The sequence below is a fragment of the Chitinophaga sp. GbtcB8 genome (genome assembly GCF_019091455.1).
Lineage (GTDB): Bacteria > Bacteroidota > Bacteroidia > Chitinophagales > Chitinophagaceae > Chitinophaga.
This window is the reverse complement of sequence record NZ_JAGXJN010000024.1, coordinates 36,432-59,059: the sequence shown is the minus strand read 5'-3', so window position 1 is coordinate 59,059 and position 22,628 is coordinate 36,432. Positions and strand designations below refer to the sequence as shown.

General features: G+C 46.4%; 19 protein-coding genes. 12 read left to right on the top strand and 7 right to left on the bottom strand.

What is annotated here, in order from left to right; all coding sequences use genetic code 11:
* Positions 1-10 precede the first annotated feature (10 nt).
* Positions 11-2,680: an outer membrane beta-barrel protein gene (locus tag KVT36_RS19915; RefSeq protein ID WP_217605213.1), complete on the top strand. Its 2,670-nt coding sequence runs from the start codon at positions 11-13 to the stop codon at positions 2,678-2,680.
* Positions 2,681-3,191: 511 nt separating this feature from the next.
* Here KVT36_RS19915 and KVT36_RS19910 read toward each other — a convergent pair.
* From KVT36_RS19910 to KVT36_RS19895, 4 genes are all read right to left on the bottom strand, one after another.
* Entirely contained in the window at positions 3,192-3,536 is a 345-nt protein-coding gene (locus tag KVT36_RS19910; protein WP_217605212.1) for a hypothetical protein, read from the bottom strand.
* A 311-nt stretch (positions 3,537-3,847) separates the two neighbouring features.
* On the bottom strand, positions 3,848-4,411 hold the full coding sequence (locus KVT36_RS19905) for a hypothetical protein (protein WP_217605211.1): 564 nt from the start codon (positions 4,409-4,411) through the stop codon (positions 3,848-3,850).
* A 51-nt stretch (positions 4,412-4,462) separates the two neighbouring features.
* Positions 4,463-4,906, bottom strand: a complete 444-nt coding sequence (locus KVT36_RS19900; RefSeq protein WP_217605210.1) for a hypothetical protein — start codon at positions 4,904-4,906, stop codon at positions 4,463-4,465.
* Between the two features lie 49 nt (positions 4,907-4,955).
* Positions 4,956-5,579 carry an SH3 domain-containing protein gene (locus KVT36_RS19895; RefSeq protein ID WP_217605209.1) on the bottom strand — a complete coding sequence of 208 codons (624 nt, stop codon included), beginning with the start codon at positions 5,577-5,579 and terminating at the stop codon, positions 4,956-4,958.
* Between the two features lie 231 nt (positions 5,580-5,810).
* Here KVT36_RS19895 and xseA point away from each other — a divergent pair, with 231 nt between their 5' ends.
* The 3 genes from xseA (at position 5,811) to KVT36_RS19880 (ending at position 7,958) form a co-directional block, all read left to right on the top strand.
* On the top strand, positions 5,811-7,250 hold the full coding sequence (gene xseA / locus KVT36_RS19890) for an exodeoxyribonuclease VII large subunit (RefSeq protein ID WP_217605208.1): 1,440 nt from the start codon (positions 5,811-5,813) through the stop codon (positions 7,248-7,250).
* Positions 7,228-7,443 carry an exodeoxyribonuclease VII small subunit gene (xseB, locus tag KVT36_RS19885; RefSeq protein ID WP_217605207.1) on the top strand — a complete coding sequence of 72 codons (216 nt, stop codon included), beginning with the start codon at positions 7,228-7,230 and terminating at the stop codon, positions 7,441-7,443. Before xseA ends, xseB begins: the two co-directional genes overlap by 23 nt.
* A gap of 83 nt (positions 7,444-7,526) precedes the next feature.
* Positions 7,527-7,958, top strand: a complete 432-nt coding sequence (locus tag KVT36_RS19880) for a hypothetical protein (RefSeq protein ID WP_217605206.1) — start codon at positions 7,527-7,529, stop codon at positions 7,956-7,958.
* 259 nt (positions 7,959-8,217) lie between these two features.
* Here KVT36_RS19880 and dcd read toward each other — a convergent pair whose 3' ends face one another.
* Positions 8,218-8,754, bottom strand: a complete 537-nt coding sequence (dcd, locus tag KVT36_RS19875) for a dCTP deaminase (RefSeq protein ID WP_089914891.1) — start codon at positions 8,752-8,754, stop codon at positions 8,218-8,220.
* Between the two features lie 124 nt (positions 8,755-8,878).
* Here dcd and KVT36_RS19870 point away from each other — a divergent pair, with 124 nt between their 5' ends.
* The 7 genes from KVT36_RS19870 to lpdA all read left to right on the top strand — a co-directional run bounded on the left by KVT36_RS19870 (position 8,879) and on the right by lpdA (position 17,242).
* Positions 8,879-9,550: a 4'-phosphopantetheinyl transferase superfamily protein gene (locus KVT36_RS19870; protein WP_217605205.1), complete on the top strand. Its 672-nt coding sequence runs from the start codon at positions 8,879-8,881 to the stop codon at positions 9,548-9,550.
* 49 nt (positions 9,551-9,599) lie between these two features.
* The gene (locus KVT36_RS19865) at positions 9,600-10,109 is read left to right on the top strand and encodes a shikimate kinase (protein WP_217605204.1); all 510 of its coding nucleotides are present in this window, start codon (positions 9,600-9,602) and stop codon (positions 10,107-10,109) included.
* Complete coding sequence (locus KVT36_RS19860; RefSeq protein WP_217605265.1) at positions 10,102-10,488, top strand: DUF423 domain-containing protein; 387 nt, start codon at positions 10,102-10,104, stop codon at positions 10,486-10,488. The genes KVT36_RS19865 and KVT36_RS19860 overlap by 8 nt, the downstream gene beginning before the upstream one ends.
* A 261-nt stretch (positions 10,489-10,749) precedes the next feature.
* Positions 10,750-12,120 (top strand): S9 family peptidase, encoded by a 1,371-nt coding sequence (locus KVT36_RS19855; protein ID WP_217605203.1) that lies wholly within the window; start codon positions 10,750-10,752, stop codon positions 12,118-12,120.
* Positions 12,121-12,348: 228 nt separating this feature from the next.
* On the top strand, positions 12,349-14,937 hold the full coding sequence (locus KVT36_RS19850; protein WP_217605202.1) for a DNA translocase FtsK: 2,589 nt from the start codon (positions 12,349-12,351) through the stop codon (positions 14,935-14,937).
* 101 nt (positions 14,938-15,038) lie between these two features.
* A complete protein-coding gene (locus tag KVT36_RS19845) occupies positions 15,039-15,710 on the top strand; it encodes an outer membrane lipoprotein carrier protein LolA (protein ID WP_217605201.1) in 672 nt (223 codons plus the stop codon).
* Between the two features lie 125 nt (positions 15,711-15,835).
* Positions 15,836-17,242 (top strand): dihydrolipoyl dehydrogenase, encoded by a 1,407-nt coding sequence (lpdA, locus tag KVT36_RS19840; RefSeq protein WP_217605200.1) that lies wholly within the window; start codon positions 15,836-15,838, stop codon positions 17,240-17,242.
* A gap of 81 nt (positions 17,243-17,323) precedes the next feature.
* On the opposite strand, the gene KVT36_RS19835 is transcribed toward lpdA, so the two are convergent.
* Positions 17,324-20,152, bottom strand: a complete 2,829-nt coding sequence (locus KVT36_RS19835) for a S8 family serine peptidase (protein ID WP_217605199.1) — start codon at positions 20,150-20,152, stop codon at positions 17,324-17,326.
* Positions 20,153-20,604: 452 nt separating this feature from the next.
* Between KVT36_RS19835 and KVT36_RS19830 the strand changes: the two genes are divergently transcribed.
* Positions 20,605-21,429, top strand: a complete 825-nt coding sequence (locus KVT36_RS19830) for a M57 family metalloprotease (protein WP_217605198.1) — start codon at positions 20,605-20,607, stop codon at positions 21,427-21,429.
* Between the two features lie 197 nt (positions 21,430-21,626).
* On the opposite strand, the gene KVT36_RS19825 is transcribed toward KVT36_RS19830, so the two are convergent.
* A complete protein-coding gene (locus KVT36_RS19825) occupies positions 21,627-22,526 on the bottom strand; it encodes a class I SAM-dependent methyltransferase (protein ID WP_217605197.1) in 900 nt (299 codons plus the stop codon).
* Positions 22,527-22,628: the final 102 nt, after the last annotated feature.

The following is a 22,628-nucleotide window of genomic DNA, read 5'->3' as shown; positions in this document are numbered from 1 at the left end:
AATAACCCTGATGAGTAAAATCCTCCTCATCGTACTTTTTGTTGCCCTGTGTTCCCTCCACGCATGGCCCCAGGCAATTTCACATGTCCGGGTAAAAGGACGTATCATAGATAAAGAAACCCAACAACCATTGGCGGATGCTACGGTGGCATTGTTGTATGCAAAGGATTCTTCGCGGGCTGCATCCGGGTTTACGGATAAGAATGGTGCCTTCGCGCTGGATGAGGTACAACCTGGTGACTACCGGTTGTACATTACCTACCTCGGATACCAGCAGCAGTTAAAATCGGTTACCATTCCTGCGGATACTTTAATGCAGCTGGGCAGTATTGCTTTGCAAAAAACAGGGGTTACGCTGGGGATGGTGGAAATAGTAGAAGTGCGTATGCCTATGGTTGTAAAAAAAGATACACTGGAATTTAATGCGGATTATTATAAAACGCGGGAGAATGCAGAGATGGAGGAGCTGTTGAAGAAGTTGCCAGGGGTAGAGATCACTCCTGATGGTACCATAAAAGTAAATGGAGAAACAGTGAAAAGGATATTGGTGGATGGAAAGCCTTTTTTTGGAGATGATCCGAAGTTAGCAACAAGAAATCTGCCTGCAGATATGATAGATAAGATACAGCTGGTGGATAGGAAATCCGATCAGGCGCAGTTTAGCGGGGCCGCTGATGGCAAAACAGAAAAAACAGTGAATATCACCATAAAAGAAGAAAAGAAAAACAGCTTCCTGGGCCGTGCTATGGGAGGGTATGGAACAGACGAACGTTTTGCATTAAATGGGAATTTAAACCGCTTTGGCGATCAACAGCTGTCTTTCCTAGGCGGTGGTAATAATGTAAATGGCTCACAGGAAAATGGCATGCAGATAGGTGGAAATGGCATTACACGCATTTGGAATGCGGGAGCTAATTATAGCACAGTTATAGGTAGCGCTTTAAAGCTCAGTGGCAGCTATTATATGAACGATATGCATACAGATAATGAGCGGATTAGCACAAGACAAAATTTATTACCGGATACTACTTATTATTATAACCAACAAACGCATTCTCTTAGTAATGGTTCCAGCCATACATCAGACCTGCGTGTGGAGTATAGGCCCGATACCCTGCATACCGTGATTGCCAGTATTAATGCAAACTATGTAAAAAATAATGATTCCCAGGAGAATGTATTCGAATCATTAAGCGGCCAGAAACAGCTAATCAATAGCGGAAATATATATAATGAGAATACAAGCGCCTCACCTAATATAACTACGAACCTCTTTTTCGGAAAAAGATTTAAAAGGACAGGGCGTACATTTAGCACCAATATTCAGGCAAGTTTTAACACTAACAAACAGCAGCAATTTAATAGCTCCAATGACCTGTTTATGCAGCCGGATGGGGAAATGTTCCGGGATACTATAAATCAGCGGAATGATATTAATAACCGGAACCAGGTAATTTCATTCAATTTTACTTATACAGAGCCGCTCTATAAAGATCATTTTCTGGATGCAGTTTATACCTATAATCGTAGTATGACCTCCGCTGATAAGCTTGCATATGATTACAACGCAGCCAAGGGGGCTTATGACCGTCCTAATGATAGTTTGAGTAATTCTTTTAAGAATACTTTTGTGCTGCAGCATAGTAGTCTTAGTTTTCGTACGCAGAAAGCAAAATATGATTACAGCATCGGGGTGCTGATGCAATTAAGTAATCTCTATAACAATAACATTAGTGGACATAACAAGCTCTGGAAAAATACGAACAGCTTTTTCCCGGTAGCCGTTTTTAATTATGCTTTCAGCAGCAACCACCGCCTGCGGTTGCAATATAACGGCAGCACTCAGCCACCTGATGTTAACTTACTACAGCCTGTGCCGAATAATAACAATCCGCTGTACATTCAATTAGGTAACCCGGATCTGAAGCCAACGGTTATGCATAGTTTCAATGTTGGTTATAATACATTTAACCCGGGTACTTTCCAGGGAATGAACTTTAATGCAAGTGCTGTATTATTTACAAATAAGATTATAACAGCCAGCCGGCTGGACTCCCTCGGCAGGCAGGTAAGCCAGCCGTTGAATGCTAACGGTGTTTATAACCTGGGTGTTAATATAACCAATGCTTTTCGGTTAAAGAAGATTCATACGGACATTAACACTAATACAATGATTGCCTTTAACAGGGATATCAATTACACCAATGACCAACCGGGTGATGTGAAAAACCTGTATGTTAGTCAGCACATTAGCTTTAATTATAATTATGAACGGCTGCTGGACCTTGCATTCCGTACAGGAATAAATTATAACGGCGCCAGGTATTCCCTGCAAAAAGGAAGTAATATTGATTTATATAGCTATACGGCTGCATTGAGCGGGAATATAATATTACCAATAGGGTTTAGCATAGGCGGTAATGTTAATTATCAGCACAACGCGGGCATAACTGCCGCTTATAACCAAAATGTAACAATGGTAAACGCTTATATAGCCAGGAGTGTTTTCCGCAGAAAAACAGGGTTAATGAAATTGCAGGGTTTTGATCTGTTGAACCAGAACCATGCGGTTATGCGTACTTATGGAACCAACTATATAGAGGATATGCAGGCAACCGTATTGCAGCGATTTTTTATGTTGAGCTTTACTTGTTTTCTGAAGCCGGGTAATAAGAAATAAAGGGCCACTAGAAAGTGGCCCTGAAACTAGAATCTATTGGTGAAAAATCATAAATGACTTTATATTATAAGTTGAATATTATCCACTTGAAATGCAGTACTACATCCTTAAAGTAATATTGTACATTTTCGGCCTCAAAAGAATCAGCTGTTTATCCAGCGGATGGTTGCGGTCCAGCACACCGCTGAAAATAATGCCGGCAAGCGGCTGTTATTCATTTCTGCAGCCCCGCATGTTCTTCACGCAAGTAATTCCACAGCTGTCTGGCATCTTCGTTTTCGGAGATCAGCTGATTAAGCAGTGTTCTTCCTCTTCCGAGATGATCCTGGCATTTTGCCGACCAGGTGGACTAAAATATTACGTTTCCCAAGATTGTTGAGTTTTACAGAAGAGATGTCCTTTATTCTGAGATTTCATTGATTTAGATTTTGTCATTAAAATTATGGCAGGTTTCTTTATAGTTACCTGCCATTTTTAATTTTGAAGAACTTCATTATTGATCATTATAGCCTTACTCCCTCACAAACAAATGCGGCCGCTCCAGTATCAGCTCATTATACTCCGCATACAACTGTTTTACAAATGCATCTATATTCTCCTTTTGCAATTCAAAAACAATAAAATCCCATTTATCCCGGCTAAACACAGTACCATTGGAATGCATTTCATCGAGTTCTTCAAAATCCATTCCCTGGGTATTGTCTTTAGGAAAACCAATAACATCTAAAGCAATATCAAATAAGTTCAGCTGGTCAAATGCATCGATCTGAACGCCGGCAATGGCCAGCAAATTGAGTTGTTCTCTAACTTCCACGTGTTTGGTGATCAGATCTTTTACAATGGCAAAGTTCAACATGGCAACAATTTTTAGTAGGTATTAACTTTTACAGCTTTTTACACAATAGCGCATATCTGAGAAGGCCATAGGGCTCTCGTTCAATGGTTTTTAGTAAATATACTAAAAATATTAGTAAAGAAATAATTCCTAGGCAGGCGATACAAGACCCGCTTAGATCAGCCTGGTCTTTATCTATTCAAAAAATTCCATCTTAAATGCCCTTTCCAAACGAAATGGAGTGAGCCTGAATGCCCTGTTTTTCCCTAGTGAGCTATAGTCGAACGTAGTTAATTCCTACTCACGTGAATGAGTAAGCTTTATTAGTAATGTTATTTATGTTTGCCGATTAACGGGTTAAGCTTTTGAGCAAGTGAGTATTCAAGTACAGACATAAGCTCAGCCATGTTGCTATCAAATTCTAATACGTTAACCCTTAAATGTAGCGGTAGGCCTTTGGCCCAGTAAAATAATTGAAGGCCTTGTGTAGCCTTCACTTTAAAGAAGCCTAGGTGCTGTATAAGCCGGCCCCAGAAAAAACCTTTTACTTTACCAACATACAGAATTTTTGAACTATGATCTATTTTAGATTTTAGGGCGGGAGTAGCCTTTCTTTCAGTAGATGCCTTGTAGCTATTTAAAGCTTCAATTACCCGTAAACCTTCAGTATCTGATATGATTTCAAACCGGTATAATGCAGGGCCATTCATTTCTTTTAATCTGTCAAAAATTTTCTTAAATTTTTCAGCTTGTCTGATATCTATGAAGTTGAAATCCTCCAGATCTGAACAGTTAATGTCGAAGGAATATTCATTTTTTACCCCCTTAGCTTGAACACCTTTCAGGCTTTCGATAGCTGTTCCAATAAAGTCTTGTAAATATTCAATATTTGTCATGATTATATTTAAAATGATGAAGTATCGATTTTTAAAGCTGGTTGTTTATCATTAGGATTCGCTTAGAGCATTCGCCATTTTATTTTGAAGGGTTCCTATCGCTGCAATAAAGTGTGTGAAACTATCAAATGCGCCGCGTTTAGAAGTTGTGATTATTTCATGTACGCCGGAATTTGACCGTATGGTATACTCAGAATATGAACAAATCGGAAGCTGCCGGTTATCATTGAATCGTCTGTCTGGAGTACCATTCTTATTCAGGTATTTCCAGGTATGCCCAACAACAACTGCATCCGATGAAAGAGGCTCTTCTTCAATAAAACGTGTGATTTTGGAATCAATTGTTAGGAATTTATAGAATATCGCAGCAAAATGGTTGCCTCTCTTGATGATTAAACGTTCAGGGAAAAAATACAGCTCGGTGTTCCGGAGGTTAATATTAGGCACCTTCACATTCGTGATAAAAGCAGAGGATGGTTTTTTGTTGTTATACACGCTTTTTACCCCTATCCGGGTGATCAGTTTTGCTGCGCCAGCATTGTATTTATAACATACCAGCTAAGAACCACTTTATGAAACTATCTGATTCTACCTCAAAGCCGGAATAGGTACGTTTATTAATGTTTAAAGAATCTATGGCAGCATATTCCCTGGAAATATACGCATTCATTTCCCTATGATTTATTTCATACCAGTTTGCCTTTGTGGAATCAACGAGATCAAATTGATCACCTTTGAGGGCGCCTCCTACCACAGCATTCTTTTTGTCTGGATCCAACCTGATATTTATACCTGTCTTGGCTTCTTTAATGGTAACAATATATTTTTTGTCATAAGCGACTTTAGCAATCCGGCTATAATGTGCAATCAGAAAAATACAGAAGAGAATCGCTGGTAAAATACCGAACCAATTTAAATATGAAGATCGGCTAGATTTGATATTTAATTCATCAATAAAATCTTTAGAATCAATATCCGTTAATTGATCAACCGGAGCAGATGTAATAGTGTGTTGTATTATATTGTTATCCCCCGGTTGATAATAAGTATGTACCTGCGATGGTGTGTAGGAAATGTCACCCGTAATTTTCTTCCTATAGTAAACACCGTCGGCATGCAGATTAACATAGGTACGCGTATCTTTTTTATCAGTACCGGTACGAGTCATTTCAGAGGAGGATACTGCATTCGTGGATTTCTAAATGACCAATTCATAGGGATTAATATTTTAGGGTAAAAAGGAGGAGGGCCTTCAATCTAAGTTGGTCAAAATCGATTCAATATAAGAAAAAAATAAATAGCTACCATACTGACATCCTATCTCATCGCAAACTGATCCCCATACTTCCAATAAAAACTCTTTTATTTGTACTCGCAGAATGCCTAAGCTTTAGAGTACATGTCCAACACACCGCCCATCAGATTATCTGACCTTACCAACAGGATCCAGCAAGCCATCAACAATGTCTTTGCCGGGCAAACGTATTGGATCATTGCAGACATTACCAATTACTCTTACTACCAGCAAAAAGGCTATCACTACTTTGATCTCGTAGAAAAACAGGAAGGCACCGCCGGCATCATTGCAAAAGTAGCAGCCGTAGCCTGGGGCGCCGGAGCCGATAAGATCAAAGATTTTGAGCGTATCACCGGCCAGGTATTTCAGAACGGTATCAATGTATTGGTAAAGGTATCTGTGAACTATCACAACCAATACGGCCTGCAGATAACCGTACTGGATATAGACGCTAATTTCACTATCGGTTTACTGGAACAACAGAAACAGGCGGTATTAGCCAGGCTGCTAACAGAAAACCCTGAATTCATTCAGAAAGCCGGTGATCAATACCTTACCCGTAATAACCGGCTCGTATTAAACCGCGTCATCCAGCAGCTAGCAGTAGTATCCTCCGGCAACTCCGCCGGTTACCAGGATTTTAAGCATACGCTGGACAATAACCGTTTTGGGTACCGGTTTATCATTCATCCATACTTCACGGCAGTACAGGGCGAAGAAAAAGCCGAGCTGCTGCAACAGCGCCTCATAGATATTTTTAATACAGGCACGCCTTATGATGCAGTAGTGATCATCAGGGGAGGGGGTGCCCAAACAGATTTCCTCATTTTTGATACTTACCGTTTAGGCAAAACAGTGGCCAGGTTTCCCATACCCATTATTACCGGTATCGGCCACCAGAAAAATGAAACCGTGGTAGACCTCATGGCGCATAGCCCTACCAAAACACCTACCAAAGCAGCAGAGTTCATTATTGCCCACAACAAGGCATTTGAAGATGAGGTGATCAATCTGCAAAAGACTATCCTAATCAAGTCGCAGCAATTGTTCTCTGCCCGCTCCCAGTCTTTATCAGCCCTCAATAGTATGATCGTGAACCAGGCCCGCACCATGTTGTCCAGGCATAAGGATCAGCTGCAGGGTTACAATCAAACCGTCATTAATACTACACAATCCATCCTGTTAAGCAAACACAGGGAGCTGCTGGCCGTATCCGGCCAGGTACTGTCAAAACCTACCATACTGGTAGCGCATAAACGGAATGAACTGGAAAATATAACAGCTAATATCACATCCTTCAACCGGATGTATTTTCAAAACAAACACAGTGAGCTGGAACATCACAAAACCGTTTTCCGCTTAATGAGCCCCGCCAGCATTTTAAAACGGGGTTTTGCCCTGGTATACCAGGATGGTAAAGTAACGGCTAACCCGGATACCATCAAGCCCGGCAGCAACATCCAGGTAGTATTGAACAGCGCCACGCTCAACGCCACCGTCACCGCAAAAAATGAAACCAATGGAACAGCATTTGACATATGAAGCCGCCTACAATGAACTAAGGGCCATTGCCGCCGATATCGAAACCGGATCCGTACCTGTAGATATTTTGGCAGAGAAAGTAAAACGGGCCGCTGTGCTCATTGAATTTTGCCAGCAAAAATTACGCTCCACAGAAGCAGAGGTAACCAACATCATCAAACAAATGGAGCAGCATAATGCCGGGGGTAAATAAAAACCTGCTTCAAATTTTAAAACCAATCCAAGAAATACTATTTTGTGTAAATCAACCATTAAGAACCAACCAAATCCTATTTGATGCCCATAACGAGATGCTCATTACAAAAACAGCAATCCCTGGAAGCCGTATATTCAGCATTGGTGAATGATGCCAACAGCCCGGTATGGGCCGAGATCGGCTATACGATGTTAGCCTTCCTGGAGCTGATCAACAAAACCTTTCCCGGAACACCGCTCTGGGGCCTCACCTCGCACGACCGCCTGGTACTGTTAACCAACGACGATGCCTACTCTACCTGGTGGGTCATCATCAGCTGCCTGGGACAAAAAGAGATCTATTTTGAATACCTGATGCCCTCCGAAAAGGCCCCCTGGCCCGGCGCCACCGTACGCGGAAGCGCAGCCTCCCTCGAAGAAGCCAAACGTTACCTCCTCATTGCCATGAAAGAAAGCGGCGGCTGGCCCAACAACCCCGAGCTGGAAACCCATTGGCAGGAGGCGATAAGCTAAGGCAGTAGTGAGAAGTAGGGTAGTACAAAACCCCACCACAAAGGCCTCCAACCTCCTCCTTCGCACCCCCACACAAAGGTCTTCATCCTCCGCCTTCCCGCAGGTTTCGAAAGACGAACCTTTGCCCGGCGCGCCACGCTTGATACCGCCCAAAAAAATTCCCGCAGCCCCCACGACAACCAAACGCCCAATAGCCATCCAAACAGGCGGGCGCAGTTCGTCTTCGAACCTGCGGGAAAAAGGAAACAAGGAAGAAGACCTAAAACTCATTCTTCCACATCATACTCTCCACCGGCCTCACCGTTCTCCCATTATACTTCGCATTCCCTTTCTTATTATAAAATGTCTTAACTTCTCCTTCCACCACAAAATAGATCAGCTGCCCGATCGGCATGCCTGCATAGATCCGTACCGGCTGTGCGCAGGAGATCTCCAGCGTCCAGGTATTACAAAAACCCACATCCCCTTTACCGGCCGTAGCATGAATATCGATCCCTAAGCGCCCGGTGCTGCTCTTACCTTCCAGGAAAGGCACATGCGCATGTGTTTCCGTATACTCCTCCGTAACGCCTAAATACAACGTACCCGGCTGCAGCACAAATCCCTCTGCCGGTATCTCAAAATGCTCAATTTCATTATGCGCCCGCGCATCCAACACCCGGTCCTTATAGGTAGCAAGGTATTTCCCCAGGTGCACATCATAAGAATTTGTGCCCAGGAATTTCCGGTCGTAAGGCGAAATAACAATAGTGCCCTTTTCAATTTCTTCGAGGATACGTGTATCAGAAAGGATCATAAGTGAGTGGTTAGTTTGAATTGAGCAGAAAGCGTGAAGCTAAAGCATAAAGGTAAAGCCTGGTGCAAAACATAATCAGCTTTCGGCTTTTTGCTTTCAGCTTTCTGCTTTAATTTGCCAAGATATGCCATTAATACGTACCATACAAATGGATCAGGCTACCCGGCTGGGGGTGTGGAAAATTGGTGAACAAGAGGCATTCTTCCGGACCCGCGTCAATATTTCCCCGGAAATACACCACCCGCATAAACGCCTGCAGCACTTTGCCGGCCGTTACCTGCTGCTGGAGCTGTTCCCGGAATTTCCCGTGCAGCACATCCGGCTCATGAAAAGCCGGAAGCCTTACCTGCCGGATGATAGCTTCCACTTTTCCATATCCCACTGCCGGGATCATGTGGCAGCTATTGTCAGTAAAAAGTATGCCGTAGGCATCGATATAGAAGCTATGCAGCCCAAGGTGGGCAAGATAGCGCACAAGTTCCTGGGGCCGGCAGAACAGGTGTTCATAGACCGGGAACATACCCTGGCTCACCAAACGGTTTGCTGGAGCGCCAAAGAGGCCATCTATAAATGGTACGGCCTGGGAAGCGTTGATTTTAAAGAACATATGCAGCTGGAACCCTTCGATTTCCGCCCCGCCGGTTTCATTACCGCTAATTTTAACAGGACAGATAAAAATGCACGGTTATATTTGCAATATGTAGTGGAAGGAGAGTTGTGCCTGGCCTGGACGGCCAAAGAGGAAGAAGTAGGCAGTCAGGGAACAACTACTGCACCAACTGCCACCCGAACATAACACAATCGGCTGCTAACAGCTAACAGCAAACTATTAAATTCCTATTAACTTGAAAATATTTCTAATCGGCTTCATGGGCGCCGGAAAATCTTATTGGGGCAAACAATTAGCAGAGCATTGGAGCCTACCCTATTACGACCTGGACGAAATTATTGTGGCAGAAGAAGAAATGGCCATCAGCGATATCTTCGCCACCAAAGGGGAAGACTATTTCCGCGAACGCGAAAGCGCCACTCTGCGCGGCCTGGTACAACGGGAAGAGGTCTTCCTGGTATCCTGCGGCGGGGGAACACCCTGCTTCCAGGACAACATGGACTTCATGAATAATAACGGTACCACCGTATGGCTTAATCCCTCCGTAGCCATCATGGTAGAGCGCCTGCAACGCAAAAAGTATAAACGTCCGCTTATACAGGACCTACCGGATGAAGACCTCACGGACTTCATCGAAAAAAAGCTGGCAGAGCGGCAGCCCTTCTACCAGCAGTCAAAGCACATCATAGAATCGGATCATATATCACTGGATACATTTGAAAAAGAATTAAAGCATGATGCATAAAGGTTTTTTAGTGTGGGCAGCAGCGTTAGGCGCCCTGGCCGTTATATTAGGCGCCTTTGGCGCGCATAAGCTCAAAGAGCTGGTACCGCCGGAAACTGTAAGCACCTTCCAGACAGGCGTTACTTACCAGTTCTATCATGTATTTGCCTTACTGGCAGTAGGAATATTATACGCACACATTCCCGCACCCCAGCTTATCTGGGCCGGGCGTTGTTTCATTATCGGTATCATCCTGTTTTCAGGCTCGCTGTATCTTTTAACCGCCCTGAAAATGACGAACAATGTAGGCCTCCGCGGTGTTGGGATCATTACGCCTATCGGCGGACTGGTATTCATCGTCGGATGGATCTCTCTATTACTGGCAGTACTGAAAAAATAATGTTAATGTTAATTTGCTGATGTGCTAATATGCTAGTGTGCTGGTATATTTGATGAACGTTATATTTCATCTCATTTATCCTAAACACGCTGGTAATTATTACGATTATAATAATCATCTACACATAGGATGCCATACACTATCATCAAAACATCATTAACATACACCAGCACATTAGCATATTAGCACATTAAGATCATGCTCAAATACTCCTTCCTCATATTTTTTTGCGCGCTTGCACTCACCACCTCCGCCCAAGAAATGGAACATAATATTTCCGGCGTCTGGTACGGCATGACCGGCAATACCATGGGCGAAAAACAACGCCTCATGATAGTGCTGGAAAAAACCAAACATGGTTACAAAGGCCAGCTCAAAAGCCCCGACAGAACAGATGTTTCACTGCCCATGGATAGCGTAGACTATACCGCCGGTACACTACGGTTCCGGGTAAACGTGGTTGATATCAGTTTCAAAGGAGGATGGGACGCCGCTAACCGCCGCTTTGGCGGTTTACTTACCCAGGGTGGCCAGCAGGCGCCGTTAAACCTGTCGCAGGACCAGATCAAAGCAGCCGACGTATACCGCCGCCCCCAGGATCCGCAAGGGCCCTTGGGTTACCGGGAGGAAGAGGTAATGTTCACCAGCCAGGAAGAGGAAGGTATTGCCCTGTCAGGCACCTTTACCCGCCCGGATAGCGCCCAGCAATATCCCGTGGTTATCCTGCTTAGCGATGCAGGCCCCCAGAACCGCAATGAAGAAATGGTAGGCCACAAAACTTTTGGTCTGCTGGCCGATTACCTTACCCGCAGGGGCATTGCTGTGCTGCGCTGGGACGACCGCGGCACAGGCGGCAGCAAAGGGGATTATGATGATGCTACTTTTGAAGATCTGGCAGCCGATGTACGCGCTGCCATTGCTTACCTGCGCCAGCGGAAAGATGTTAACCATAGCAAAATTGGACTTTTAGGTCACGGGGAAGGCGCCTCCATTGCCGCCATGGCAGCAAGCCGGCCGGAAGACAGCATTGCATTTGTAATTTCCCTGGCAGGCGCCGGTTTGCCCGCCCGCCAGCTGCAGGAAGTGCAAATGGCACAGGTGCTCCGCGCCTCCATGCCGCAAAAAGGCGATTCCGCTATTACCCGTTATATAAAATATACCCAGCCCTGGTTTAAGATGCTGGCTACTGAAACCGATCCGGATGTAGCGCAGCAAAAAAGCCGGGAGCTGTTAAAGGAGATGTACCGCAAGCTGGTAGGTAATCCCATGCCGGCAGAGGAGGAGAAGTACATTGAACGGCTCATTGCCCTGCAAACCACCCCGCACAGCTTATCCGCCGTACGGTTTGATCCGCTCACCTATCTGCAAAAGATCAAATGCCCGGTACTGGCGCTCAATGGCAGCCGGGATATTGTAATGGATGCCAACCTGCAGCTGCCCGCCATTGAAAAAGCAGTGCTTACCGGTGGTAACCAGCAGATCACCGCTCACAGCCTGGATGGCCTGAACCACCTTTTCCAGCAATGTAAAACCTGCACCACCTCCGAATATGTTACCCTGGACCAAACCATGGACCCGGCCGTACTGGACTTCATTACCCGCTGGGTGCAGGCCGTGGTAAACCTGCAATAAAGCTTAATATGCGCCAGATACTATCTTAATTATATAATCGTTTTAGGGAGATGACCAGCAAATCTCCAAATATCAGCACATTGATACACAAGAATATCAGCATATTGGTATCCACATTTATACACCTAATCTGTTAGATACCATCAAATTAGCACATCTGCACATTTGCAGATGTGTACATCTCCCCACCTGCACATTAAAATTTCTTCCTATTTTTGACCTCGTATTATGTCAAAAAATAAATTAAAAACGGAAAAACCTGACAGCAAAAAGCCGCCGCGCAAGGAACAACCGGATGTGAATGTGCTCAAAAAAGACAAAGAGGCCGATCTAAAGGTCAAAGAGCTGGTCAAAGATGAACGCACACATAAGGTACTGGGAATGATATGCCTGCTGCTGTCCGTGTACTTTTTCATCGCTTTCACCTCCTACCTGTTCACCTGGGAAGAAGACCAGGACAAAGTATTCCGCTATGCAGCCAATGTGCTGTTTATGAACGATGTAAAGGTCGATAACCTCCTGGGCAGGCTGGGCGCCTTTGTATCCCACTGGTTCTTCTATGGCGGGTTTGGCGTAGCCTCCTACTTTTTCTGCTATCTCACTTTTATACTGGGAATCAACTTTATTGTAGGCCGCCGCGTATTCCGTGTATGGCGCAATATCAAGCATATCTTATTCGGGCTGCTGTTCATCAGTAGTGTAATGGCCTTCATAGCCATCCACGACGGTTTCCCCTGGGGAGGCGCCGTGGGTGATGCCATTAACCGCTGGAGCAATGGTTTTATCGGCAAAACCGGTACAGCGCTCATGCTGCTGGTAGCCGGTCTTTCCTGGCTGGTATGGAAGTTCAACTTCGATTTCAAATGGCCGGAGCGTAAGCCCCGCCCTGAAAAAGCAGCCGTGCCCATACCGCAGCCGGAACCTGTAATGGAAGAAGCGCCGGTGATCAATGGCAAAGGCAAACGTAAGAATGGGGTAAAAGGCGATGTAGGCGTGATGGTAATTCCGCCTGCAGAAACAGATCCTGAAGGGGAGGAAATGCAGCTGGTAGAACGGGCAGAAGCTAAATCAGGTATCACTTATATTCCGCCTGCAGCTACAATACCACCCGTAATAGAGGAAGAGGAGGAAGAGCTGGAAGAGGAGGAGGAAGAAGATCCGGGGCCGCTCTTATACATAGAGGAAACCGTTGAGCCCACACCTAAAAAGAAACGTACCCCGCCCGAAGAAGTGGCCTTTGAAATAAAAGGATTCAGGGACGAGGAAGAAGAAATAGACGATGAGGTAGAGATCCAACGGGAACCAGTACACGCCGATCCCTATGATCCGCTGCTGGACCTGCGCGATTACCTGTATCCCGCCCTGGACCTGCTGGATACCCATGCCAATGAAAAGATTGTGCAGGACGCCACGGAGCTGGATAAGAACAAGAACCAGATCATTGACACCCTCAAGAACTACGATATTTCTATCCAGAAGATCAGCGCCACAGTAGGGCCTACCGTTACCTTGTACGAGATTGTGCCTGCCGCCGGTGTGCGCATTTCCCGTATCAAGAACCTGGAAGATGATATTGCGCTAAGCCTCTCCGCGCTGGGCATCCGCATTATTGCGCCCATACCCGGTAAAGGCACCATTGGTATTGAGGTGCCGAATGTGAAAAAAAGTATTGTGTCCCTCAAAGCGCTGCTGGCCTCTGAAAAGTTCCAGCAGAACAATATGGACCTGCCCATTGCCATCGGTAAAAAGATCGATAACGAAAACTTCATTGCCGACCTGGCCAAAATGCCGCACCTGCTCATGGCCGGTGCTACCGGTCAGGGTAAATCCGTGGGCATTAACACCCTGCTGGTATCCCTGTTGTATAAAAAACATCCTTCTCAGCTGAAGTTTGTACTGGTAGATCCCAAGAAAGTGGAGCTAAGCCTGTACAAGCTCATTGAAAAACATTTCCTGGCCAAGCTGCCGGGTGAGGAAGATGCTATTATCACCGATACCAAAAAGGTGATCCATACCCTCAATGCATTATGTATTGAGATGGATGTGCGTTACGATCTGCTTAAAGAAGCAGGCACCCGTAACATCCGCGAGTATAACGCCAAGTTCGTACAGCGCCGCCTGAACCCGCAGAAAGGCCACCGTTACCTGCCCTTCATAGTGCTGGTGATAGATGAGTTTGCGGCTCTGATCATGACCGCTGGTAAGGAAGTGGAAATGCCCCTAGCCCGTTTGGCCCAGCTGGCCCGTGCCGTAGGTATTCCCCTGATCATTGCCACACAGCGCCCGTCCGTGAATATTATTGCCGGTACCATTAAGGCCAACTTCCCGGCCCGTATTGCATTTAAGGTATCCTCTAAAATAGATAGCCGCACCATCCTGGATATTGGCGGGGCAGAGCAGCTGATAGGGCAGGGGGATATGCTGGTGTCCTTTAACGGGGAGCTGGTGCGCCTGCAATGCGCCTTTGTAGATACGCCGGAGGTAGAGAAAGTAGCAGAGTTCATTGGCGGGCAGCGCGGTTACCCGGAAGCCTTTATGCTGCCGGAGTACGTGGATGAAAAAGAGCTGGAAGGCAAGGAATTCAACCTGCAGGACCGGGACACACTGTTTGAAGAAGCTGCCCGTGTTATAGTACAAAACCAGCAAGGCTCTACCTCGCTGTTACAGCGCCGCATGAAACTGGGCTATAACCGCGCCGGCCGTTTAATGGACCAGCTGGAAGCCGCCGGCATCGTAGGCCCTAACATGGGTTCCAAAGCAAGAGACGTGCTGGTAAAGACGGAAGCCGACCTGGAAGAGATCCTGAACAGCTTTTAACATAATTTTAAGGACGCTAACAGCTAATTTCGCGGTCGCTGCCAGCCAGCAAGGGCTGATGGCATAACATTTGACTTAGAAACATTACATTAAATAAGATAATGATGAAGAAAATTGTATTAATAGGTATGTTGATGGGAGGTCTGGTATTAAGCGGTATGGCCCAAACCCGCGGCAGCCTGGGGCAAAATGATCCAAAAGCAAAGACGGTGCTGGATAATGTGAGCAAGAAATTTAAAACCCTTAAAACCGTCGTAGCCAACTTTGTGCTGAAAGTACAGGGCGGCAACAATAGCGTAAATGATTCCAGGAAAGGTACTGTGTACCTGAAAGGATCTAAATATAAAGTGAGCATGGAAGGCCAGGAAATTATCAGCGACAATAAAACCTCCTGGACCTATGCAAAAGATGTGAACGAAGTAACTATTAATAACGTAGACCAGTCAGCCACCACCATTACACCGGCAAAACTGTTCACCAATTTCTACGACAAGGATTTCCTGTATCGCCTGGAAGGGGAGAGCACTGAAAAAGGTAAAACCCTCCAGAATATAGAAATGACGCCCACCGACAAATCCAAGAACATCTTTAAGGTGGTGCTGTCTGTTGATAAAAAGAACCAGAACATAGCCAGAATGAAGGTGTTTGAAAAGAATGGTAACCAGTATACTTACGAAATTACCAGCTTTACGCCCAACACCGCCGTTACAGACGCTACTTTCACCTTTGATCCCAAAAAGTATCCCGGCGTAGAAGTAGTAGACCTGCGATAATATAGTCCTTAAAATATATAGCAAAAAGCTGATTGACAGACAGATGTCTTCCTCAATCAGCTTTTTCTTTTATCCTTTCAGCTTTTTGCTATCTTTGGCAAGTTTTTGACTTAAAATTAAGCATTATGGCATACGACGTAATCGTAATAGGTAGCGGCCCCGGCGGATATGTGGCTGCTATCCGGGCTTCACAGCTGGGATTTAAAACGGCTATAGTTGAGCGGGAAAGCTTAGGCGGTATCTGTTTGAACTGGGGATGTATCCCAACCAAAGCATTACTGAAATCAGCACAGGTTTTTGAATATATACAACACTCCAAAGATTACGGCATTACCGTAGGTAGTGCACAGGCAGATTTTGACGCTGTAGTTAAGCGTAGCCGCGGCTCTGCAGACAAAATGAGCAAGGGCGTTCAGTTCCTGATGAAGAAGAACAAGATAGATGTGATCATGGGCACTGCCACCGTAAAAGGTAAAGGCCAGATCGAAGTGAAGGACAAGGACGGCAAAACTGCAACCCACGAAGCAAAACACATTATACTGGCCACCGGCGCCCGCGCCCGTGAGCTGCCCAACCTGAAAATAGATGGCAAAAAGGTGATCGGCTACCGTGAAGCAATGGTGCTGCCCCAGATGCCTAAATCCATGATCGTAGTAGGTTCCGGCGCCATCGGCGTGGAGTTTGCCTACTTCTATCACACCATGGGTACTAAAGTAACCATCGTTGAGTTCATGCCCCGCATAGTACCGGTAGAGGACGAAGACATCTCCAAAGAGCTGGAAAAGATCTACAAGAAGAAAGGCATTGAAATAATGACCAACGCTTCTGTAGAAGCAGTAGAAGCCAGCGGCAACGGCGTAAAAGCCAAAGTAAAAACCCAGACCGGCGAAGTAACCCTGGAAGCAGATGTGGTACTCAGCGCGGTAGGTATTACTGCCAACATCGAGAACTTAGGCCTGGAAGCCCTGGGCATTAAAACCGACAAAGGAAAGGTATTAGTAGATAAATACTACCAGACCAACATCCCGGGCGTATACGCCATTGGCGATATGGTACCTGGCCAGGCCCTGGCCCACGTAGCCTCCAAAGAAGGTATTATTTGCGTGGAAGCCATTGCCTACAATGAAAAGAAATACGCACACAAACCTGAACCCATTGACTATAACAATGTACCGGGTTGTACCTACTGCTCACCGGAAATTGCATCTGTAGGTTATACAGAGAAAGCAGCCAAAGAAGCAGGTTACGAAGTTAAAGTGGGCAAATTCCCCTTCACTGCCTCTGGTAAGGCAAGTGCTGCCGGTGCAACAGAAGGTTTCATTAAAGTGGTGTTTGATGCCAAATACGGCGAATGGCTGGGTACTCACATGATCGGCGCTAACGTAACAGAGATCATTGTACAATCAGTAACCGCCCGCAAGCTGGAAACCACCTACCAGGAAGTGCTGGATTCCATTCACCCGCACCCCACTATGAGCGAATCTGTAAAAGACGCTATAGAAGTGGCTTACGGCGAAGCAATCCACCTGTAAGAGATCAAAAAAACAGATCAAAATATAAAGGCGCAGATAATCTCTGCGCCTTTTTTCATTTTAAACAGTAACATCAGTAAGCTAATTTGCCTTCACAAACTTCTTCACAAACACTCTCTTCCCGTCCTCATAAATTGCCAGCACATACCCGCCCGGCGCCAGCATGCTCACATCAATACTTTCCTGCAGGTTGGCTACAATGAGCCTGCGCACCAGCCGCCCGCTCATATCCACAATCTGGCAAACCCGTTCCAGCGGTTCCCGGCTTACCAGCTGCAGGCTGGTAGTGGCAGGGTTCGGGAATAATAAGAATGCATTGGCCGGCCCAATGATAAGGGCCGATACAGTATCCGAATACAACATGCGCCCATCCTGGGTTTCCAGCCGTACGCGGTAATAGTTAACACCTTCCTGCGGAGAGGTATCGGCGATCGTATAATCATTGCTGCCGCTAACAGGGGTGGATTGCAGCTGCATAAACGTATTGCCGCTCAACCGTTCCCACCAGATGGTTTTCAGGTTATACAGGCTGCCCAGGCTAAGCGTAAGCCGCACCTGCGCATTATCCTGTGGGTCTGCCAGCAGGCTGGATACATAACAGCTCAGCCCCTGGTTGCGGTAATCAAGGCCGTAGCTTTTTGTACCGGTCCACCCATCCGGGTGAATGGCGCTTACAGCAAACCAGGTAGCGCTTACACTTTGTTTGGGAATTAAAACAAAGGTATCACGGGTACGCAGGTACGTTTCCAGGAACTGTGCGCCCAGCGCATATACCTCGTATCCATCTGCACCCGGTACGGCCGGCCAGTATAACAGGGTAGAATCAGCACAATCAAAACCTACATGCAGCTCCGGCGCAGGGGAAATGTAAAAAGCCGCGCTGGTGTAAGTGGTATCGGTAGTTTTCATACGCAGCCAGGCTTTGGAAAAAGTGCCGGGCGTTTGCCAGTTATAGGTACCATCTGCCAAAAGCTGGTTTAGGGCAATGGGCTGCCAGCTGATACTATCCCGGCTATACGAAAGATCGCCACTGCCGGTAAGGTTAGTAGCCCAGCGCAGCGGCACATTAGTACCCGCGCTAAAGCTGCTTTGCGGGGCCGGGTTATCCCAGCGGAAATATAACCGGGGAATAAATTCATATGCAAGGTAAAAGGTTTGCGGCCCGCGGGGTACCGCCCGGCCATTTACATGTATAAATACCCCGCCGGAAGGATTATCCACGGTTACCTGCTCTGTATTATTCAGCGTATCGCGTCCGCGGCGGGCCTGCGCCAGCAGGGAGTCTGCAGCAGGGTAGGTGCTTAGCACCCAGGGATCATAACGGATCGTATTGGAATTATCGCTTACCCAAAGGTCCAGATCATTAACCAGCGCTTTGGGCGCATTTACGGCCGCAGCAGGATCTGCCCAGCCTAAGGTTACCTTTAGCTGCTGCATGCCGGCCGGCACATTAATAAAAAAGTCCTGGGTAGCGCCGGTAGCTACCACGCCGCTGGTAGCCCGCTGCTCTTTTACCGTGTTGATGGCCTTTAGCGCGTTAATGGCCCCAAAGCCGGTCTGGTAATCCACCTGCGGAGTACCAATATCATCTGCGCTGTTGATCAATATGGTTTTCAGCAAAGCAGCTGCTGGCGTTCTGCCATATTGCTGTATATAGGCGTCCTGCACCAGGGTGGCTATGCCGCTGGTAAGCGCCGCTGCGTTGGATGTGCCATCCAGCCCATATGCCACCAGCTCCGGTTTTACACGCCCGTCGTAAGCCGGGCCTTTGGCGCTAAGTGCAGGCAGGTTATTTTCTCCGTCCGTACCACCGGCTACCAGCACATTCTTAGCCTGTTTGTAAGTGCCGGAAAGATTGGCTACGCCTGTTATACCGCTGTACACGCCATCTGCAGGCGCCTGGTTCCCATCATTACCGGAAGAAAATACATGCAGCAGCGTGTCCATGCTAAGGGCTTGCTGATCGTATGCTACGGCTTCTGCGCCATAATAGTTTTCTATGCCGGTACCGTAGGAATGGTTTTGCACACGCACATGCAGTTGCCCGTAAAGGGCGGCATCATCCGGTAAAAGCGAGGTATTAAAATCAGAGGATGTTAAACGCGCCCGCACAGCCGCACCCCTGCCTTCCGGGCCAGTATTGCCTGCTCCGGCAATAATGGTAGCCATAATAGTAGCATGTATATCAACCTGGGTAGATGCTATCCCCCCGTCTGTGTACCGGCCGGTAAGGTCTATATCTGTAGTATCAAAAATATTTTCTTTGATAGATACTGTCATGTTCTGCCCCTGCAGGTTAGGGTACAATTGCTGCACGGTGCTTACCCGGTTCAGGGTCATATCATTACTGGGAATAATGATCTCTGTTTTAGGCCTGCGCAAGGCATCTGCAAAGCGGATCACAGGTTGCGATATAAAGCGCGGCCAGTCCGCCCGTTTTACCTTTACTACAGCAAAATGGCCGGCCCATACCCGCTGCACTTTACAAAAGGCAGGTTGCTGCCCGCTGCTGTCCAGCTGTACCTGCAGGGCCAGGCTGTCAGCAGGGCGCAGTTTTTCCAGCCTTTGTAACAATCCTTCACTGCATTTCCAGTTATCATTAGCCACATAAGTATATACTACATTGTGCAATAAAGAGGTATCCCTAACTGGTTGTTGTAAGATGTAATAAAAGCGGTTAATGGTTTTTACAACACCATATGACTGCAAAGAAGAAACACCGGGATATACGCGAAATTTTACCAGGTAAAAAACGGATTTATGGCTGCTGTCTTGTACGGTTTTAGCAGCTGGTAAAACCCCATACCGTTGCAATACGGTATCATTACCAGTGGCTTGCTGGGCCTGTAATGATTGGGGGGCATAGAGGAACAGCAGCACCCATAGTGATCTGGCAATGATGTGTGTCATGTAACGGAATATAATTGCAGTGTGCATAATAAAACTAATGCAATTAAAGCAGCATCCCAATTTTTTATAAACAGGGCCGAAAATGTTTTTTTAAATTATGCTAATGTTGTAATATTGAACGCAGAAAAAGAAAGAACCGGCACAACCAGGATCTAAATTGAAAACAAGCAAAATCTGAACCAGCGCGTTTTAGCACAAATTTTATTAGAGCAAGATCTGTTAAACCCGGAGCATTAATTTCCGGAATTTCTATTGGTGAAAATTGAAACTTAACTGTAAGTGCAGGAATCGTTTTTCCTTCACTTTTTAGCTTTCATTATTCACAGCCTTTTACATTTATCCGAACCCGTTAGTGCCTGCATATTTGCAGCCGCTATAGCTATGCTATTAAATACAGATATACTATGCATGAGCAAATCAATCCAATTATCCAAAACCCAAAATCCACATTTATGTTCAAACAAGTAACCCGTAGCCTCATGGGCTGCCTGATGGCAGGCGCATTGTTTATTTCCTGTCAGAAGGACAATGCGGGCACAGAACAACAACAAAATCAAAAGATCTCCCAGGATGTGCTGCAAAAGATCAGCAACAAAGGTTTCAGCACAGCTGATGTACACAAAGTAACAGGCGGTTACCTGGTAGAAGGCGACATCCTGCTGAGTGAACAGGAGCTGGCATCTGTATCCTCTTCTCCTAACCTGCGCATTGCAGAAGTAGAACAGTACCGCACCAACAATCTTGTAACTGGTTTACCCCGCGTGATCACTATCCGCGTAACCGGTTTAACCCAACCTTTTATTGATGGCACTGACCTGGCCATTTCCCGTTACAACGCAAGGGGTTTGCAGCTCACTTTCCGCCGCGTTACCAGCGGTTCCGCCAACATCACTATCAGTGGTTTTAATGAAGGCCCCAGCGGTGGTTTTATTACACTGGGCTCTTCCGGTTTCCCCACCCGCAGCGGCAACCCGTATAGCTCTATCAGCATGAACACCAATGCAGCTGCATACGGTTCTAACCCGAATGTAAATTATGTAGGTTCTGTAATACAGCACGAAATTGGCCACTGCATTGGCTTCCGTCATACTGATTATATGAACCGTGCTTACAGCTGCGGCAGCGGTGGTAACGAAGGTTCTGCCGGCATAGGCGCTGTACGCATCCCCGGCACCCCTTCCGGTCCTGATGCAGCTTCCTGGATGCTGGCATGCTCTAACGGCGGCAACCGTACTTTTAATGCAAATGACATAATTGCGTTGAACTACTTGTATTAATTGCAGCATAAAGCTGAAAGCGCAAAGCATAAAGCTGAATGCGTAACGCGTAAACACAATATGCATAGTTTATAAAGCAAAACGCTGATTGCGGAAAACATTCCAGTCAATCAGCGTTTTTGCTTTAGCAGAAAGCTAAAAGCAAAAAGCTAATGGCCCCGTATCCATACGCTCCAATCAGCTTTCTGCTTTATCCTTTATGCTTTCAGCTTACATTCGTACACAATCGAACTACACCTATCCGTTTCCTTCAACGCTTTGCGGTACGAAAGAAATCCATTCCAGCCCCCGGCTACCAGGCGGCTGTGGCCTGTTTTGTATTTCTCGCTCAGCAGGCTTACATAAAACGCATCAAACACCATGGGGTGTTTTTTCACGATCTTCAGGTTATGCTGTTCCAGTAATTGCTGCATGGCAGCAGGGGAGAAGTGGTACAGGTGGCGCGGTACATCATACGCTGCCCAGGCAGGGCCATAATGGGCTGCATCCGGGGAAGTATAGTTGGGTACTGCTATCAGCGCAGCGCCTTCCGGTTTTAATAAAGTACCGATCTGCTGCAGGTAAGCATGTACCTCGTGCACATGCTCCAGCACATGCCACATGGTAATGGCGTCAAAGCTGGCCGGCGGCAGGGAAAAAAGCTGCTCTACCGGTTGCGCCGTTACCTTATAGATCTTTTGTGCATTCTCCCTGGCCTGTTCATCCGGTTCCAGGCCGCTGGCCTTCCAGCCGTTCTGCTGCATATAGTGCAGAAAAGCGCCCGTGCCGGAGCCAATATCCAGCAGCTCGCCCTGTTTAAGACCAGTAGCGGCTTTTACCCAGTTGGCTTTAGAGCGTAAGGTGATCTTTCTAACGCTGTGGTATAAACGGTTGATCAGGCCCTTGCGGGTTTCTGAATGACTAATATATTCCTGCGACTGGTAATAACGGCCAATACGGCTGCTGGTAGGTACATTTTGTGTAAAACGCCCGGTACACTGGCCGCATTGCCATACTTCAAACTTTTCCCCTGATACGGTATAATCCTGTGCGGTAAGTACCTCTCTGATGTTGGACGACCCGCAAAGCGGGCAGCTGTTATAGTAGATTAAACTCATGCAAGTTTTCTGTTTACGGTCTCCTGTTGGATGCGCAAAAATAAAAAGTAAAAAAGGAAAAAGGTAAAAAACAAAAGCATACAGCAAAAGGTGAAAGCCTCC